The organism is Streptomyces sp. YS415 (genome assembly GCF_023544665.1).
In the GTDB taxonomy this organism is placed as follows: Bacteria; Actinomycetota; Actinomycetes; order Streptomycetales; family Streptomycetaceae; genus Streptomyces.
The window spans coordinates 68111-82341 of sequence record NZ_JAMJFL010000012.1; the positions used below are offsets into that span (position 1 = coordinate 68111).

Genomic DNA, 14231 nt, shown 5'->3' on the forward strand with positions numbered 1-14231 from the left:
CCGACAGCTAAGGGATGAGACTGTCGAGTGGTGCGTGCGGGTCCGCCAGAGCCTCGGCGCTCACCCGGGCCCCGGCGCGGATCAGCCGCTGGATCGGGTCTGTGACGTCCCACACATTCACGTTCATCCCGGCCAGCACCCTGCCCTCCTTCAGCCAGAACGCGACGAACTCCCGCTTGCCCGCGTCTCCCCGGATCACCACTTCGTCGTAGGAGCCGGGGGGCGCCCAGCCGGAGTACTCCATCCCCAGGTCGTACTGGTCGGAGAAGAAATAGGGCACCCGGTCGTAGACGACGTCCCGGCCGAGCATCGCGCGGGCCGCGGCCGGGCCGCCGTTCAGGGCGTTGGCCCAGTGCTCCACGCGCAGGGCGGTGCCGAAGAGGGGGTGCGGGAAGGACGCGACGTCACCGGCGGCGTAGATGTCGGGGTCGGAGGTGCGCAGCCGGCCGTCGACGACGACTCCTCCGCCGTGGGCGCGGTCGGCGATCTCCAGGCCCGCCGCCTCCGCGAGAGCGGTCCGCGGCGCCGCCCCGATCGCCGCCAGCACGTCGTGCGCCGGATGCTCCTCACCGTCGTCCGTGCGCGCGGCCAGCACCACGCCGTCCTGCCCGATGATCTCGGTCAGCCGCACCCCGAAGTGGAAGCGCACCCCGTGCTCCCGGTGCAGCTCGGCGAAGAGCTGGCCGAGCTCCGGGCCGAGGACGCCGTGCAGCGGGGTCGGCTCCGGCTCCACGACGGTGACCTCGGCGCCGTACTCCCGGGCCGCCGCCGCCACCTCCAGGCCGATCCAGCCGGCCCCGGCGATCACGATGTGGCCGTTGTCCCGGCCGAGCGCGGCCAGCACGCCCTTGAGCCGCTCGGCGTGCGCGAGCCGGCGCAGATGGTGGACGCCGGCCAGGTCGGTGCCCGGGATGTCCAGGCGACGCGGCTCGGCGCCGGTGGTGAGCAGCAGTTTGTCGTAGTGGACGACCGTGCCGTCCTCGCCGAAGCGGACCGTCTTCGCCGTACGGTCGATCGCGTCGACGGTGTGCCCGAGATGCAGCTCGATGTCGTTCTGCGCGTACCAGGCGGGCTCGTGCACGAAGACGCTGTCGCGCTCCTCCTTGCCGAGGAGGTAGCCCTTGGAGAGCGGCGGACGCTCGTAGGGGTGGTCGCGCTCGTCGCTGATCAGTATCACGCGGCCCGTGAAACCCTCCGCCCGCAGCGTCTCGGCCGCCTTCGCGCCGGCGAGTCCTCCTCCGACGATGACGAATGTCTGATCCGCGTCGACCACTTGATGCCTCCTCGTAAGGGTGCCGCCACAGGGGAGCGTCCCGCACGGAGTGTGATGGGGGAAGAGGGAGTGGCCCGATCAGGCCACGGAGTGTCACATTCGGGCGCGTTTCACTTCACTGATGTCCCCGCACTCTCACGCGTGCCCCGTAAGGCGTCCGTGAAGCGAACGGGCCGAGGCGTCGGTGAGGGACGCGATCTGGTCCACGATCACCCGCTTGCGCTCCCGGTCGTCGGGCGCCCGGTCGAACAGCGCCCGGAACTGCGGGTCCAGCCCCTCCGGCGCCCGCGCGGTCAGCGCCTCCGCCAGTTCGGCCACGACGATCCGCTGGTCGGCCCGCAGCAGCTCCTGCTCGGCCCGCTGCATGACGTACCGGTCGGCGACGGCCTTCAGCACCGCGCACTCCAGCCGGACGTCCCGGGGTACGACGAGTTCGGCGCCGTACCGGGTGAGCCGCCCGGAGCCGTGGGCGGCGCGGGTGGCGCCCTCCGCGGCGAGGCAGAAGCGGCCGATGAGCTGGCTGGTGGCGTCCTTCAGGCGGGCCTGGGCGGCGGCGGTCCCGTCGTAGCCGTGCGGCCACCACTCCTGGTCCTGGAGCCGGTCGAGGGCGGCGGCGAGTTCGGCCGGGTCGGTGTCCGCGGGGACGTACCGTCCGACGGCCACCGCGAAGACCGCCCGGCGTTCGGGTTCGGCGTGCAGGCAGTTGGGGTCGATGTGGCCGGCGTGCAGGCCGTCCTCGACGTCGTGCACGGAGTACGCCACGTCGTCGGCCCAGTCCATCACCTGGGCCTCGAAGGTGGCGCGGCCGGCGGGGGCGCCCTCGCGGACCCAGTCGAACACCGGCCGGTCGTCGTCGTAGACGCCGAACTTCCCGGAGGCGGGGTCGGTGGGGTGGGCGCCCCGGGGCCAGGGGTACTTGGTGGCGGCGTCGAGGGTGGCGCGGGTGAGGTTGAGCCCGACGGAGCCCTCGGGGGTGAACCGCTTGGGCTCGATCCGGGTCAGGAGCCGCAGCGACTGGGCGTTGCCCTCGAATCCGCCGACGTCCCGGGCGAACTCGTTGAGGGCCTGTTCGCCGTTGTGGCCGAACGGGGGGTGGCCGAGGTCGTGGGCCAGACAGGCAGCCTCGACGAGGTCCGGGTCGCAGCCGAGGGCGGCGCCGAGTTCGCGGCCGACCTGGGCGCATTCGAGGGAGTGGGTCAGGCGGGTGCGGGGGCTCGCGTCCCACATCTGGCTGCGGGTGCCCGGGGTGACGACCTGGGTCTTGCCGGCGAGCCTTCTGAGGGCGGAGGAGTGCAGGATGCGGGCGCGGTCCCGCTGGAAGGCGGTGCGGCCGGGGCGCTTGTCGGGTTCCTTGGACCAGCGTTCGACCGACGTCGGGTCGTAGCCGGGGGGTGGGATGTGGTTCTCGTCCGCCATGGGTCGACAGTAAGCGCCATCGCGTCTGCCCAGGACTCTTATGTGGCGAGTGCGGGTCGCCGGTGGCTGGTCGCGCAGTTCCCCGCGCCCCTGAGGTGGGTGCTCGCGGCCCTCGCTGCCAAGCTCTGGTCGTAGCGGTGGAGGAGGAGTCGGGCCATGGCCGGGTGGGGGCCCAGGGGGGCCGATGCGATCCAGGGGGCCTGGGCCGCGCACTCCGTCGCGAAGCGGCCGGGGGCCGTGAAGCAGGAGGCGACCGCAATACGGTGGTGGCCCCGGGCGGTGAGCAGCTTGATCGCGTCGGGAACCGTGGGGGCGGCCGTCGTGGCGTAGGCGGGGACCACCGGGACGCCGAGGCGGTCCGAGAGGAGGGCCGCCGTGCGGCTGGTGTCCACCTTCGACTCCGGGTCACGGGAACCCGCCGCGGCCAGCACCACCGCCGTTCCCGGGGTCTCGCCCCAGCCGGCCTCCATCAGGCGGTCGTACAGGGCCTCCACCAGCAGGGGGTGCGGCCCCAGCGGCTTCGCCACGCTCGTGCGTACGCCGGACTCGGCCGCCATCTCGGGGATGTCCCGCTTCACGTGGTAGCCGCGGCTGAGGAGGAGGGGGACCAGGACCGCCTCGTCCGTGTCCAGGGCGGCGAGCGTGTCGGGGAGCAGGGGCTCGTTCAGTTCTATGTGGCCCAGACGTACGGGGAGGCCGGGGCGGAGTTCGCGGACGCGCTCGAGGAGGGCGTGGACGGTGCTCAGGGCTCGCGGGTCCCGGCTGCCGTGGGCCACCACCACCAGCGCGGGCGGGGTGGGGCGGCGCCGGCCGTCGCGCGCGACGAGGCTGAGCTGGCTGGCGAGCTGGCTGCTGATCCGGTTCATGAGATGCGCCGTACTGTCGAGGGACGTGGACTCGTCGTGAAGCGATTGCGACGCCGTCATGAACCGATGGTGGTGGCCGGAGGTTGCCGCCCCGTTGCGCGGGGGTCACGGGTCTTTTCCGCAGGTTCACCGTCCGGGACCCCTCGGTGTGAGCGGGCCTGACCTGGGCTTCCGGCGGCCTCGGTGACCTTGGTCACGCAACCGGGCCGCGGTGTCCCACGTCCTAGGGTGCATGAGGATCCGCCTGCCGCGCACCCGCACCGCACAGCGTCGGCTGGTGCAGGCGCTGATGGCGGCGTGTGTGCTGGCCCTGCTTCCGATGACCTGGATGTACCTCTCCACGGGCGACCGGCTGCGCTCCCTCGCCGACGCGCCCCGCACCGACGTGGCCGTGGTCTTCGGCGCGGGCCTGTGGCAGGGGGAGCCGTCGCCGTACCTGGCCCACCGGCTGGACGCGGCGGCCGAGCTGTACCGCGCGGGGCGGGTGAAGGTCGTCCTCGTCACCGGCGACAACAGCCGCGAGGACTACGACGAGCCGGACGCCATGCGCGCCTATCTGACCCGGCACGGGGTGCCCGACGCGCGGATCGTCAGCGACTACGCCGGCTTCGACACCTGGGACTCCTGCGTGCGCGCGAAGAAGATCTTCGGTGTGGACGAGGCGGTGCTGATCAGCCAGGGGTTCCACATCCGGCGTGCGGTCGCCCTGTGCGAGGCGGCGGGCGTGACGTCGTACGGGGTCGGGGTGGCCGCCGTGCACGACGCCACCTGGTACTACGGGGGCTCCCGGGAGATCCTCGCGGCGGGCAAGGCCGCGCTGGACGCCGTGTTCCGGCCGGACCCCACCTTCCTCGGACCGGCGGAACCCGGGGTGGCGAAGGCGCTGGCCGCCGGCCGGTGAACGGTGCCTCACCGGCGGCGGGGGCCGACGGGGAGGTGGCTGTCGACGCGGCGTAACAATCCGCCGTCACGGCACGTAACACGGCCGAAGCACGCTGGAGGGCATGCAGAACACCGCCACGCCCACGCACTGTCCGTACTGCGCCCTGCAGTGCGGGATGAATCTGACGCCCGCCTCCGACGGGACGGTCGAGCTGAGTGAGCGGGCGGACTTCCCCGTCAACCGGGGCGCGCTGTGCGGCAAGGGCCGTACGGCGCCGGCAGTGCTCTCCTCCCGGGTGCGTCTGACCTCCCCGTTGGTGCGCTCCGAGGGCACGCTGGTGCCCGCCTCCTGGGAGGAGGCACTGGACCGGATCGCCGAGGGGCTGAGCCGCACCCGGGCGGAGCACGGCCCGGACGCGGTCGGGGTCTTCGGCGGCGGTGGTCTGACGAACGAGAAGGCGTACACGCTCGGCAAGTTCGCGCGGGTGGTGCTCGGCACCTCGCAGATCGACTACAACGGCCGCTTCTGCATGTCCTCGGCGGCGGCCGCCGGCATCAAGGCGTTCGGGCTCGACCGCGGGCTGCCGTTCCCGCTGGAGGACATCCCGAAAACGGGCTGTGTGATCCTCGTCGGCTCCAACCTCGCGGAGACGATGCCGCCCTCGCTGCGCTTCTTCCACGAGCTGCGGGAGAACGGCGGCACCCTGATCGTCGTCGACCCGCGCCGCACGAAGACCGCCGAGCAGGCCGACCTGCATCTGGCGCCCCGCCCCGGCACCGACCTCGCCCTCGCGCTCGGGCTGCTGCACCTGGTCGTCGCCGAGGGGCGCACGGACGAGGAGTACATCCGCGAGCGGACGACCGGCTGGGAGGAGGCCCGCGCGGAGGCGCTGGCGCACTGGCCCGAGTACGTCGAGCGGATCACCGGCGTGTCCGTGCCCGAACTGCGCGAAGCGGTACGGATGTTCTGCGAGCCGGAGTCGGCCATGGTGCTCACCGCCCGGGGCCCGGAGCAGCAGTCCAAGGGCACCGACACCGTGGGCGCCTGGATCAACCTGTGCCTGGCGACCGGCCGGGCGGGCCGTCCGCTGTCCGGCTACGGCTGCCTCACCGGGCAGGGCAACGGCCAGGGCGGACGCGAACACGGCCAGAAGGCCGACCAGTTGCCCGGCTACCGCAAGCTGACGGACCCCGAGGCGCGGCGGCACGTGGCCGAGGTGTGGGGCGTGGACCCCGACTCGCTGCCGGGCCCGGGACGCAGCGCCTACGAGCTGCTGGACGCGCTGGGCACGGACATCCGCGCGCTGCTGCTGATGGCCTCCAACCCGGTGGTCTCCGCGCCGCGCGCCGCGCACGTCGAGGAGCGCATCAAGTCCCTGGACTTCCTCGCCGTCTGTGACGTCGTGCTGTCGGAGACGGCGGCGCTGGCGGATGTCGTGCTGCCGGTGACGCAGTGGGCGGAGGAGACGGGCACGACGACGAACCTGGAGGGGCGGGTGCTGCTGCGCCGGCAGGCGATCACGCCCCCCGACGGCATCCGCAGCGACCTGGTGGTCATGCACGAGCTCGCGGGCCGCCTCGGGGTGGAGAAGGGCTTCCCGACCGACCCCGAGGAGGTCTTCGAGGAGCTGCGCCGGGCCAGCGCGGGCGGTCCCGCCGACTACTCCGGCATCACCTACCGCCGGATCGTCGAGGAGAACGGCGTCTTCTGGCCGTGCCCGGCGGACGGGGACGCCCCGGAGCCGGTCCACCCCGGCACGCCCCGGCTGTTCCACGACCGGTTCGCCACGGAGGACGGCCGCGCCCATTTCGTGCCGGTCGCGCACCGGGCGTCGGCCGAGGAGCCGGACGAGGAGTACCCGGTGCTGCTGACCACGGGACGGGTGGTGTCCCAGTACCAGTCGGGCGCCCAGACCCGCCGGGTCGACGAGCTCAACGCCGCCGCGCCCGGCCCCTTCGTGGAGCTGCACCCGCGGCTGGCGGCGCGGCTCGGCGCGGCCGAGGGCGACCCGCTCGCGGTGGTCTCCCGCCGCGGCCGGGCGGTGGCCCCGGCCCGCATCACGACCGCCATCCGCCCCGACACGGTGTTCATGCCGTTCCACTGGCCGGGCGAGGGCCGCGCCAATACCCTCACCAACCCGGCGCTCGACCCGACCTCCCGCATGCCGGAGTTCAAGGTGTGCGCGGTGCGGGTGGAGACGGTGGAGGGCCAGCTATAGCCGTACGGCATAGACGTACGGCCCAGTCGCCGCCGGCGATGAGCCTGCCGTGGGCGCGCAGTCGTGCCGCCACGGCGGGTGCGGCCACGTACACCCACGCCCGCACCGGACGTGAGCCGGTGGTCACCTCTCGCTCGACGCGCTCGTAGAGGTTGCGCGAGCCTCCCGGCGTGTAGTCCTCCAGCCTGTCCAGGGCCCTCAGGAGGTCCGGGTACGCGTCGGGGCGCGGCGTGATCAGCTCGCCGTGGACCCGTCCGCCGGGCGCCTCGACGACGTAGGGATATCCGGGTCCGTCGTAGAGCCACGCCCCGCCGAGGGCCGCCGGTTCCTCCGTCAGCGTGCGGCCGCGCAGGAAGAGGTCGTGGTTCGGCCCGCCGGGCCGCAGCGTGCCGTAGACGAAGAACGGAAGGGTCACAGAAACGATTCTGACCCCTCACACATCTCCACGGGACGGCCCTGGCCCCTGATCTGTCATGCCCCCTTAAATCGCAGGACAAGATCACCCGCTCCCTCCCGAGGAGATCCATGAGCCGGATACGGCCGCATGTCCGAGGTTCCCGTCTCGCCACCGCCGGTGTCACCCTCACCGCCGCCGGCCTGCTCGCCGCGACACTCACCCCGTCCGCGGGCGCCGCCGACCGGCCGACCCGGGCCGTGGCCGTCGAGAACGCGGCCGCCGCGCTCGTCGACCATGCCGCGGCCCTGGGCCTGACCTCGGCGCAGGACACCGAGGTGCGGGACGTCATCGTCGACGCGGACGGCACGCAGCACGTCCGCTACGACCGGACGTACCGTCAGTTGCCGGTGCTGGGCGGCGATTTCCTCGTCCACCTCGCGAAGGACGGGACCTACCGCGGCGCCTCCCGCGCCGTCGAGGGGTCCCTCGCCCCGGCCGCCGGTGTCACCCCCGCGCTCCCCGCCGCCCGCGCCGCGGATCTCGCCGCGAACGCCCTGCGCGGCGCCCACCTCGGCGAGGCCCTCCGCCGGCTCACCGCCAAGCCCCGGCTCGTGGTGGACGCCCTGCACGGCGCGCCGAAGCTGGCCTGGCAGACGGACGTCCTGGCCAAGGACTCCCTGGGCAACCCGGTCGGGCGGACCGTGCTGACCGACGCGCGCACCGGCGACCAGATCGACGCCTGGGACACCCTGGAGACCGTGGGCGGCGACGGAAAGTCCCTGTACAGCGGGACCGTGCCGCTCGACACGACGCTCTCGGGATCGGCGTACCAGCTCAAGGACGCCTCGCGCGGCGGCACGTACACCGGTGACGCGGGGGGCCAGTCGGACCTCTGCCTTCTGGGCACGATCTGCCTCAGCCGGGCGCCCGCCACGGTGTTCACCGACGCCGACAACCACTGGGGCACCGGCGCGAGCACCGACCGCGCCTCCGCCGCCGTCGACGCCCAGTACGGCACCGACATGACCTGGGACTACTTCAAGGGCGTCCACGGCCGCAACGGCATCGCGGGCGACGGCAAGGGCTCGTACAACCGGGTGCACTACGGCACCCGGTACAACAACGCCTTCTGGGACGACAGTTGCTTCTGCATGACGTACGGCGACGGTGACGGGACGAATCTCGGGCCGCTGGTGTCGCTGGACGTGGCGGGGCACGAGATGTCCCACGGGGTGACGTCGAAGACGGCCGCGCTGACCTACTCGGGCGAGTCCGGCGGGCTCAACGAGGCGACCTCCGACGTCTTCGGCACGCTGGTGGAGTTCCACGCGGCGAACTCCGCCGATCCGGGCGACTGGTTGATCGGCGAGAAGATCGTCCGGGACGGGTTCGGGAAGGAGGCGCTGCGCTTCATGGACAAGCCGTCCAGGGACGGCAGTTCGGTGGACTGCTGGAGCCCGGCGACGGCCGGACTCGACGTCCACTACTCCTCGGGCGTCGGCAACCACTTCGCGTACCTGCTGGCGGAGGGAAGCGGGCCGAAGACGATCAATGGCACCGCGCACAACTCCCCCACCTGCGACGGCTCCTCGGTGACGGGGATCGGCCGGGACGCGCTGGGCGCGATCTGGTACCGGGCGCTGACGGTCTACATGACGTCGTCCACGGACTACGCCGGGGCGCGTACGGCGACGCTGAGCGCGGCGAAGGATCTGTACGGGGCGGGGAGTTCGGAGTACGCGGCGGTGGGGGCGGCGTGGAGTGCGGTCAACGTGGCGTGAGAGCGGGTGGGTTCAGCCCGCCGCCGCCTTCGTCACCAGGTCGTGCACCGGGCGGGGCGGCGCCCCCAGCAGGCCGGGGAGGTCGGAGGTGCGGGACTCCAGGAAACCGGCTCCCGCGTTGGAGAGCAGGGACAGGGTGTGGGTGACCTGGTAGGCCTCGTAACCCTGGTCCGTCAGCGCGGCACGCGCCTCGGAGAGGGGGGCGGGCCGGTAGGTGACGGTCCTGCCGTACCGCTCGGCGAGCAGGGCGGCGATGTCGTCACCGCCGAGCGCGGTGCCGCCCTCCAGCTCGTACGTCCGCCCCGCGTGCGGGCTGCGGGCGCCGGCCGCGAGCGCGCGGTCGGCCTCGGCCGCCACTCGCACGGTGACGTCCGCGAGGTCCGCCCTGGCCACGACCGACATCCGTCCCGTGCCGAGCGCGGCCGAGAAGACCCCACTGCGGGCGGCCTCGCCGGCGCCCGCCGCCGAGAGGCCGCCGAGCAGTTCGGCGTAGACGCCGTTGCGCAGGACGGTGGTGGCGAACGGCCCCTGGAGCAGCCGGTTTTCGGTCCAGCGGTGCGGCAGGGCGAGGGTGGTGCGCTCGCCGGAGCCCGCCAGGCTGGTGTAGATCACCTGGCGTACGCCCGCCTCGGCCGCCGCGTCGGCCACCGCGCCGTGGCGGGCCAGCACGACGTCGTCCTCGGCGTAACCGGCCGAGATCATCACCAGTACGTCGACCCCGGCGAAGCCCTTGCCCAGGCTCGCCGGGTCGTCGAAGTCGATCCGGCGGGCGGTCGTTCCGTCGCCGCCGCGGGTGCCGGCCACCACCTCGGGTCCGTCGAGTGCGGACAGGCCCTGGAAAACCAGACGGCCGAGTGCGCCGGAAACGCCGGTCACGAGAATCATTCGAACAGTCCTTGTGTTGATGCCGGTGAGAACAGCACCGAGCATCCGCCGGGTTCGGCGGGTCCGTAAGGAGGCACTTTCGTGTCAGCCCCGAACACGGCCGTAAGTTCCCAGCTCAGCACCCCTGTCCCGGAGGGGCCGTGTGGCGATGACGACTGCGGGATCCGGGAGGTGCTGGACCGGCTCGGCGACCGGTGGACGGTCCTGGTGGTCGTGGAACTCGCCAAGGGCAGCCGCCGCTACGGCGAGCTGGAGCGGGCCGTACCGGGCATCTCGCAGCGCATGCTGTCGCTGACCACCAAACGGCTGTGCCGGGACGGGCTGGTCGAGCGGATCGTCCATCCGACCCTCCCGCCCCAGGTCGAGTACCGCCTGACCGACATGGGCAGCAGCCTGTCCGGCATGATCTCCGGCCTCGCGGACTGGTCCCGCGACCACAAGCCGGCGATAGCGGCGGCCCGCGCGGCGTGGGACGCCGAACATACGGGAAGGCCGGCCCTTCCCGGCACCGGCCTTCCCGCACCCTCCTGACGGAGGACGTCCGCGCCCCGTCACCTGCCCGTGCCGTCGCACCGGGCCGCCTGGGGGACGGCAGTGGCCGGAGCGGGCCGGGCGGGTCCGGCGGGACCGGGACGTCGTGCCGTCCGGGGCGGCAGCCGACCGCGACGAGCCCGGCCGCTGCCGCCCGCTCTCCGCTCAGGCCGGCAGCGGCGTCAGTACGCCGAAGTGTTCGGTCCCGCGCAGGCTGAGCAGTGGGCCAGCCCCGGGGCGGCCACCGCCGCCGCCCGCGCAGGCGCGAGGGCCGGTCTCGCGCCGCTCGGTGGTTTCCGGACGCACCCCCGACCCGGCCCGGCGGTTTCCGGAGGCGCCCCCTGCCCGGCGGTTCCCGAACACGGCCCCCGCCCGGCCAGGGCTACGCCGCGTACGGCCTGCGTTCCTTTGCCTCCCTCAAAGCGAGGCCCCACCACACCAGTTGGTCCAGCATCGTCTTGGCCGCCGCGTCCGGTCCGGCCGGATCCTTCAGGCGGCCGGCGTCGTCGAAGGAGGCGCCCGCGTTGTGGAAGGACACGGTGTCCCGGACCGTCACGGCGTGCAGTTCGGCGAAGACCTGCCGGAGGTGTTCCGCGGCGCGCAGGCCGCCCGCGAGGCCGCCGTAGGAGACGAGGGCCACGGGCTTGGCGCGCCACTCGGCGTAGTGCCAGTCGATGAGGTTCTTCAGGCCGGCCGGGAAGGAGTGGTTGTACTCGGGGGTGAGGACGACGAAGGCGTCCGCGCGGGCCAGTTTCGGGGTGACGCCGGTGAGGGCGTCGGCCGCCTCGGGCGTGCGGGCGAAGGAGGTGGGCAGGGCGATCTCGGCGACGTCGACGACCTCGGCCGTCAGGTCCTCACGGCGCTGGACGTGGTCGAGGATCCAGTCGGCGACGACGGGGCCGAAGCGGCCGTGGCGGTTGCTGCCGATCACGACGGCGACATTCAGGGGTTCCATGGCGGAAGTCATGCCGACAGCATGATACCTCAACCTTTGTTGAGGTCAAGGGCCGGCCTGGCGCCGGTCCGGCGCCGGATCGGGTCACCCGTTCACACGCGCCGCGCACGCACTTCCCCGGCGCCTCTACGAAAGGGCACTGACCTGCGTAAACAGGTGGCCCGGCCGGGGTTCCTGACACCCATTCACCCCAATTCTGACGTCCCCTCAGGAAGCGCGCCCGGCCCGCTGCCCCTTACCTCGAAAGGGCAGTGACCCACCGCTGATCCCCAGGGAGCACCGATGCGCCGTACCGCCCGTCTGCTGATCGGGAGCGCACTCGCTGTCGTGACCGCCGGGCCGGTCGCCGCACCGGCGTACGCGGACGCCGCGGGCGCCGGGAGCCTGGAGGTCCGCCCCTCCTCCGTCGTGCCGGGCGAACAGGTCACGGTGCACACCGCGGCCTGCGGCGGCGGGGGTACCGCGGCGGGCGACGCCAGCGCGGTCGGCGCCGGTACGTTCACGCTGGCTCCGGGCGGCCGTGAGCAGGACGCGAGCGGCCGGTTCCGGGTGCCGCCGAGCGCGCAGCCGGGGACGTACGAGATCACCGCGACCTGTACCGGCGGCGGGCGGCGGGTGGCGGGTGACCTGGTGGTGACACTGACCTCGCAGCGGCAGCCGGTGCACCCGCGAGGAAGTGTGAAGACGGGGGTCGGCGGCGCACTCGGCCCCGACCCCGTGCAGACCGCGGCCGGTGTGGCGGCTCTCGCCGTCGCCGCCGCGGGCGGTACCTGGCTCCTGCATCGCCGGGCGAGAGGCGACGGGATCTGACGGACACCCTCCGCTGTCCGTCCGCCGGTACCGCATGTCCCCTCCCCCTCCGGGTCCGACGCCCCTCGCGGCCCGGAGGGGGAACAGGGCCCGTCCAGGAGGCTCCGGTGCGCAAGTACAGCAACGCCGCGCGCGAGTACGGCACCACCGAGCGCCGCCGCAGCAGCACCGAGCGCCGGTACGGCACCACCCCGCACCGGTGCGGCAACGCCGCCATAGCGGCCGTCACCGTCGTCGCCCTGTGCTCCGGGGCCTGGCTGCTGCGCAGCGGCGCCGAGCGGCACCCTCCGCCGCAGCCGTCCGCCGCCCAGGCGCACCCCGACCCCGCCGGCCGGCAGCCGTCCGCCGCGCCCGCGCTGCCGCCGTCCCCGCCCGAGCGGGTGCGCATCCCGTCGATCCGGGTGGACGCCCCCTTGACCGGCCTCGGCCTCACCGCGGCCGGCAGCCTGGACGTCCCGCCCGCCGAGCGGAAGAACCTGGCCGGCTGGTACGAGGCCGGGACGACACCCGGCGAGCAGGGCACCGCGATCGTCGCGGGCCATGTCGACAACGCCGACGGCCCCGCCGTCTTCTACCGGCTGGGCGCCCTGCGCAAGGGCAGCACGGTGGAGGTGGACCGGCGCGACGGAGGCACCGCCGTCTTCACGGTCGACTCCGTCGAGGTGTACGACGCCCGGGAGTTCCCCGACGAGAAGGTCTACGGCGCGGCCCGCCGCCCGGAGCTGCGGGTGATCACCTGCGGCGGCGGCTACTCACGCGCCACGGGCTATCAGGGCAACGTCGTCGTCTTCGCGCACCTCATCGGCAGCCGCTGACGCGCCCAGGACGTTGCTCTTGCCCCAGGCGCCCAGCGGTTCCAGGGCGGTGTTCAGGCTCACGCCCTTCGGCGTCAGCGAGTACTCCACCCGCGGCGGCACCTCGCAGTACTCCTCGCGGTGCACGATGCCGTCCGCCTCCAGCTCCCGCAGCTGGGCGGCGAGCACCTTCTCCGTCACCCCCGGCAGCCCGCGGCGCAGCTCCCCGAAGCGGTGCGGACGCACCGACAGCTCCCACAGGATGAGCACCTTCCACTTGCCGCCGATCACGTCCATCGCCGCGTCGATGCCGCAGACGTACGACCCCGGCCGTCGCCCCGTCGCCATGTCGGTCCCCCTGCCTCGATGCTTTCCCGGAGGTAAGCGCCCACTCCAAAGTACGTACTTGAGCAGGACGTTGACCCTCTACGAGGCTAACCGCCATGACTGACAACGCCTCCTCCCCCGCCCCGCGACCCCCCCTCACCCTGCTCGGCACCGGCGCCATGGGCACCGCCCTGGCCCGGACCTGGCTCGCCGCCGGACATCCGGTGACCGTCTGGAACCGCACCCCCGCCCGAGCCGAGGCGCTGGCCGCCGAGGGTGCCTTGGTCGCGAGCAGCGCCGCCCGGGCGGTGGCCGCCAACCGCCTGGTGATCGCCTGTCTGCTCGACGACGACTCCCTCGGCGAGGCCCTCGCCGGCGCCGATCTCACCGGCCGGGACCTGGTGAACCTCACCACCGGCACCCCGGCCCAGGGCCGCGCCCGCGCCGCCTGGGCCGAGGAGCGCGGCGCGCGCTTCCTGGACGCCGGGATCATGGCCGTACCGCCGATGATCGGCAGCCCGGACAGCGGGGCGTACGTCTTCTACAGCGGCTCCCCGGAGCTGTTCGAGGAGCACCGCGAGACGCTGGCCGTCCCGGCCGGGACCGCCTATGTGGGCGCCGACCCGGGGTTCGCCGCGCTGCACGACGTGGCACTGCTCAGCGCGATGAGCGGGATGTTCGCCGGGGTCTTCCACGCCTTCGCGCTGGTGCGCCGGGAGGACATCGCGCCCAAGGAGTTCGCGGGGCTGCTCCAGGGCTGGCTCACGGCGATGGCGCACACCGTCCACTCCACGGCCGACCAGCTGGAGAGCGAGGACTACAAGAAGAACGTCGTCTCCAACCTCGCCATGCAGGCGGCGGGCAACGCCACCCTGCTGCGCACCGCCGAGGAGCAGGGCGTGAGCGCGGAACTGCTGACGCCGTACATGGCCCTGATGGACCGGCTGCTCGCCCAGGGCCGGGGCGAGGAGGACACCACGGGGATGATCGATCTGCTGCTGGGCGACAAGCGCTAGGCCGACTGCGCTGCTTTTTACGCCCTTGCTGATGCCCTCACCGCTCGTACGCCATGCTCGTCACCAGGGCTTCCGGGGT

The 14231-nt window shown here is 73.2% G+C and carries 14 protein-coding genes; 7 read left to right on the top strand and 7 right to left on the bottom strand.

The window, feature by feature from the left end; all coding sequences use genetic code 11:
* Nucleotides 1-7: 7 nt before the first annotated feature.
* From M8H82_RS17365 to M8H82_RS17375, 3 genes are all read right to left on the bottom strand, one after another.
* Nucleotides 8-1273, bottom strand: a complete 1266-nt coding sequence (locus M8H82_RS17365; RefSeq protein ID WP_250074929.1) for an FAD-dependent oxidoreductase — start codon at nucleotides 1271-1273, stop codon at nucleotides 8-10.
* A gap of 135 nt (nucleotides 1274-1408) precedes the next feature.
* Entirely contained in the window at nucleotides 1409-2689 is a 1281-nt protein-coding gene (locus M8H82_RS17370) for a deoxyguanosinetriphosphate triphosphohydrolase (protein WP_250074931.1), read from the bottom strand.
* Between the two features lie 38 nt (nucleotides 2690-2727).
* Nucleotides 2728-3615, bottom strand: a complete 888-nt coding sequence (locus M8H82_RS17375; protein WP_250074933.1) for a sirohydrochlorin chelatase — start codon at nucleotides 3613-3615, stop codon at nucleotides 2728-2730.
* 172 nt (nucleotides 3616-3787) lie between these two features.
* Between M8H82_RS17375 and M8H82_RS17380 the strand changes: the two genes are divergently transcribed.
* Both M8H82_RS17380 and M8H82_RS17385 read left to right on the top strand, forming a co-directional pair.
* Entirely contained in the window at nucleotides 3788-4456 is a 669-nt protein-coding gene (locus M8H82_RS17380) for a vancomycin high temperature exclusion protein (protein WP_250074935.1), read from the top strand.
* Nucleotides 4457-4559: 103 nt separating this feature from the next.
* Nucleotides 4560-6656 carry a molybdopterin oxidoreductase family protein gene (locus M8H82_RS17385; RefSeq protein ID WP_250074937.1) on the top strand — a complete coding sequence of 699 codons (2097 nt, stop codon included), beginning with the start codon at nucleotides 4560-4562 and terminating at the stop codon, nucleotides 6654-6656.
* Here M8H82_RS17385 and M8H82_RS17390 read toward each other — a convergent pair.
* Nucleotides 6610-7080 carry a gamma-glutamylcyclotransferase family protein gene (locus tag M8H82_RS17390; protein WP_374211673.1) on the bottom strand — a complete coding sequence of 157 codons (471 nt, stop codon included), beginning with the start codon at nucleotides 7078-7080 and terminating at the stop codon, nucleotides 6610-6612. The genes M8H82_RS17385 and M8H82_RS17390 overlap by 47 nt on opposite strands.
* 101 nt (nucleotides 7081-7181) lie before the next feature.
* Here M8H82_RS17390 and M8H82_RS17395 point away from each other — a divergent pair, with 101 nt between their 5' ends.
* A complete protein-coding gene (locus tag M8H82_RS17395) occupies nucleotides 7182-8834 on the top strand; it encodes a M4 family metallopeptidase (RefSeq protein ID WP_250074940.1) in 1653 nt (550 codons plus the stop codon).
* A 12-nt stretch (nucleotides 8835-8846) separates the two neighbouring features.
* Here the strand turns inward: M8H82_RS17395 and M8H82_RS17400 are convergent, their stop codons facing one another.
* Complete coding sequence (locus tag M8H82_RS17400; RefSeq protein WP_250074943.1) at nucleotides 8847-9719, bottom strand: NmrA family NAD(P)-binding protein; 873 nt, start codon at nucleotides 9717-9719, stop codon at nucleotides 8847-8849.
* A gap of 81 nt (nucleotides 9720-9800) precedes the next feature.
* Between M8H82_RS17400 and M8H82_RS17405 the strand changes: the two genes are divergently transcribed.
* On the top strand, nucleotides 9801-10250 hold the full coding sequence (locus M8H82_RS17405) for a helix-turn-helix domain-containing protein (protein ID WP_250074944.1): 450 nt from the start codon (nucleotides 9801-9803) through the stop codon (nucleotides 10248-10250).
* Nucleotides 10251-10632: 382 nt separating this feature from the next.
* Here M8H82_RS17405 and M8H82_RS17410 read toward each other — a convergent pair whose 3' ends face one another.
* Nucleotides 10633-11217, bottom strand: a complete 585-nt coding sequence (locus M8H82_RS17410) for an NADPH-dependent FMN reductase (RefSeq protein WP_250074946.1) — start codon at nucleotides 11215-11217, stop codon at nucleotides 10633-10635.
* A gap of 270 nt (nucleotides 11218-11487) precedes the next feature.
* Between M8H82_RS17410 and M8H82_RS17415 the strand changes: the two genes are divergently transcribed.
* Together M8H82_RS17415 and M8H82_RS17420 are read left to right on the top strand one after the other, a co-directional pair.
* On the top strand, nucleotides 11488-12015 hold the full coding sequence (locus tag M8H82_RS17415) for a hypothetical protein (protein WP_250074949.1): 528 nt from the start codon (nucleotides 11488-11490) through the stop codon (nucleotides 12013-12015).
* Between the two features lie 215 nt (nucleotides 12016-12230).
* Entirely contained in the window at nucleotides 12231-12830 is a 600-nt protein-coding gene (locus M8H82_RS17420; protein ID WP_250075263.1) for a class F sortase, read from the top strand.
* Here the strand turns inward: M8H82_RS17420 and M8H82_RS17425 are convergent.
* Nucleotides 12768-13157 (bottom strand): helix-turn-helix domain-containing protein, encoded by a 390-nt coding sequence (locus M8H82_RS17425; protein ID WP_250074951.1) that lies wholly within the window; start codon nucleotides 13155-13157, stop codon nucleotides 12768-12770. The two genes, M8H82_RS17420 and M8H82_RS17425, sit on opposite strands and share 63 nt — an antisense overlap.
* Before the next feature lie 95 nt (nucleotides 13158-13252).
* On the opposite strand from M8H82_RS17425, the gene M8H82_RS17430 reads away from it, so the two are divergent.
* The gene (locus M8H82_RS17430) at nucleotides 13253-14152 is read left to right on the top strand and encodes an NAD(P)-dependent oxidoreductase (protein ID WP_250074953.1); all 900 of its coding nucleotides are present in this window, start codon (nucleotides 13253-13255) and stop codon (nucleotides 14150-14152) included.
* Nucleotides 14153-14231: the final 79 nt, after the last annotated feature.

What these genes read in the sequence shown, in the direction of transcription:
- M8H82_RS17375 (WP_250074933.1), bottom strand. Translation starts at nt 3,615, where the DNA reads ATGACGGCGTCGCAATCGCTTCACGACGAGTCCACGTCCCTCGACAGT.
- M8H82_RS17380 (WP_250074935.1), top strand. Translation starts at nt 3,788, where the DNA reads ATGAGGATCCGCCTGCCGCGCACCCGCACCGCACAGCGTCGGCTGGTG.
- M8H82_RS17385 (WP_250074937.1), top strand. Translation starts at nt 4,560, where the DNA reads ATGCAGAACACCGCCACGCCCACGCACTGTCCGTACTGCGCCCTGCAG.
- M8H82_RS17425 (WP_250074951.1), bottom strand. Translation starts at nt 13,157, where the DNA reads ATGGCGACGGGGCGACGGCCGGGGTCGTACGTCTGCGGCATCGACGCG.
- M8H82_RS17415 (WP_250074949.1), top strand. Translation starts at nt 11,488, where the DNA reads ATGCGCCGTACCGCCCGTCTGCTGATCGGGAGCGCACTCGCTGTCGTG.
- M8H82_RS17370 (WP_250074931.1), bottom strand. Translation starts at nt 2,689, where the DNA reads ATGGCGGACGAGAACCACATCCCACCCCCCGGCTACGACCCGACGTCG.
- M8H82_RS17430 (WP_250074953.1), top strand. Translation starts at nt 13,253, where the DNA reads ATGACTGACAACGCCTCCTCCCCCGCCCCGCGACCCCCCCTCACCCTG.
- M8H82_RS17395 (WP_250074940.1), top strand. Translation starts at nt 7,182, where the DNA reads ATGAGCCGGATACGGCCGCATGTCCGAGGTTCCCGTCTCGCCACCGCC.
- M8H82_RS17410 (WP_250074946.1), bottom strand. Translation starts at nt 11,217, where the DNA reads ATGACTTCCGCCATGGAACCCCTGAATGTCGCCGTCGTGATCGGCAGC.
- M8H82_RS17400 (WP_250074943.1), bottom strand. Translation starts at nt 9,719, where the DNA reads ATGATTCTCGTGACCGGCGTTTCCGGCGCACTCGGCCGTCTGGTTTTC.